This is a genomic window from Streptomyces sparsogenes subsp. cuspidosporus (assembly GCF_039532705.1).
GTDB classification, from domain to species: Bacteria; Actinomycetota; Actinomycetes; order Streptomycetales; family Streptomycetaceae; genus Streptomyces; species Streptomyces sparsogenes.
This window is the reverse complement of sequence record NZ_BAAASD010000179.1, coordinates 1-520: the sequence shown is the minus strand read 5'-3', so window position 1 is coordinate 520 and position 520 is coordinate 1. Positions and strand designations below refer to the sequence as shown.

The 520-nt window shown below is 67.5% G+C and carries 1 protein-coding gene; it reads right to left on the bottom strand.

The features are described 5' to 3' along the window. Positions 1-56: 56 nt before the first annotated feature. Complete coding sequence (locus ABFY07_RS42955) at positions 57-368, bottom strand: Dabb family protein (RefSeq protein WP_344421416.1); 312 nt, start codon at positions 366-368, stop codon at positions 57-59. Positions 369-520: the final 152 nt, after the last annotated feature.

Genomic DNA, 520 nt, shown 5'->3' with positions numbered 1-520 from the left:
GTCTCCCGCTGGACGCTCTGGTACCGGCCGGCACGGGGTGCCTGAGCTACCGCGGATCACACCCCGCGACCGGTCCACTCCCCGTCCCCGACCAGGAACTGGACGCTGTGCACCGACTCGACGTGGTCCCGGGGCACGGCGAGATGGGCCGGGTGCAGGAGATAGCGCCGGAAGTCCTCGGTGTCCGCGAACTCGCTCACGACCGCGTAGTCGGCGTTGGTCGCGCGCTCGCCGAGGTCGGGGCCCTGCCGGGTCCGCATCGGGAAGTCCACCTGGCTCGGCAGGCGGGCGATCGCCTCCCGGAACGCCTCGACGTCGGCGGCGCTCGCCGACGTCGCGAACCTCAGCGTGAGACAGTGCACGAGCATGTCCACCTCCACATCACTGGTGAGTCGTGATGGACATTAGCGCTCGACAACCGCTCTGAACAGCACAGAGATCTTTCGCCGTAGTTATCCACGATTGACAATGCCGACCGCACAGCCCTACCTTGCAGCTCCCGACACCTTCGACCGGGAGA

Excerpts from the sequence above, each read along its gene's own strand:
- ABFY07_RS42955 (WP_344421416.1), bottom strand. The coding sequence starts at position 368 with ATGCTCGTGCACTGTCTCACGCTGAGGTTCGCGACGTCGGCGAGCGCC.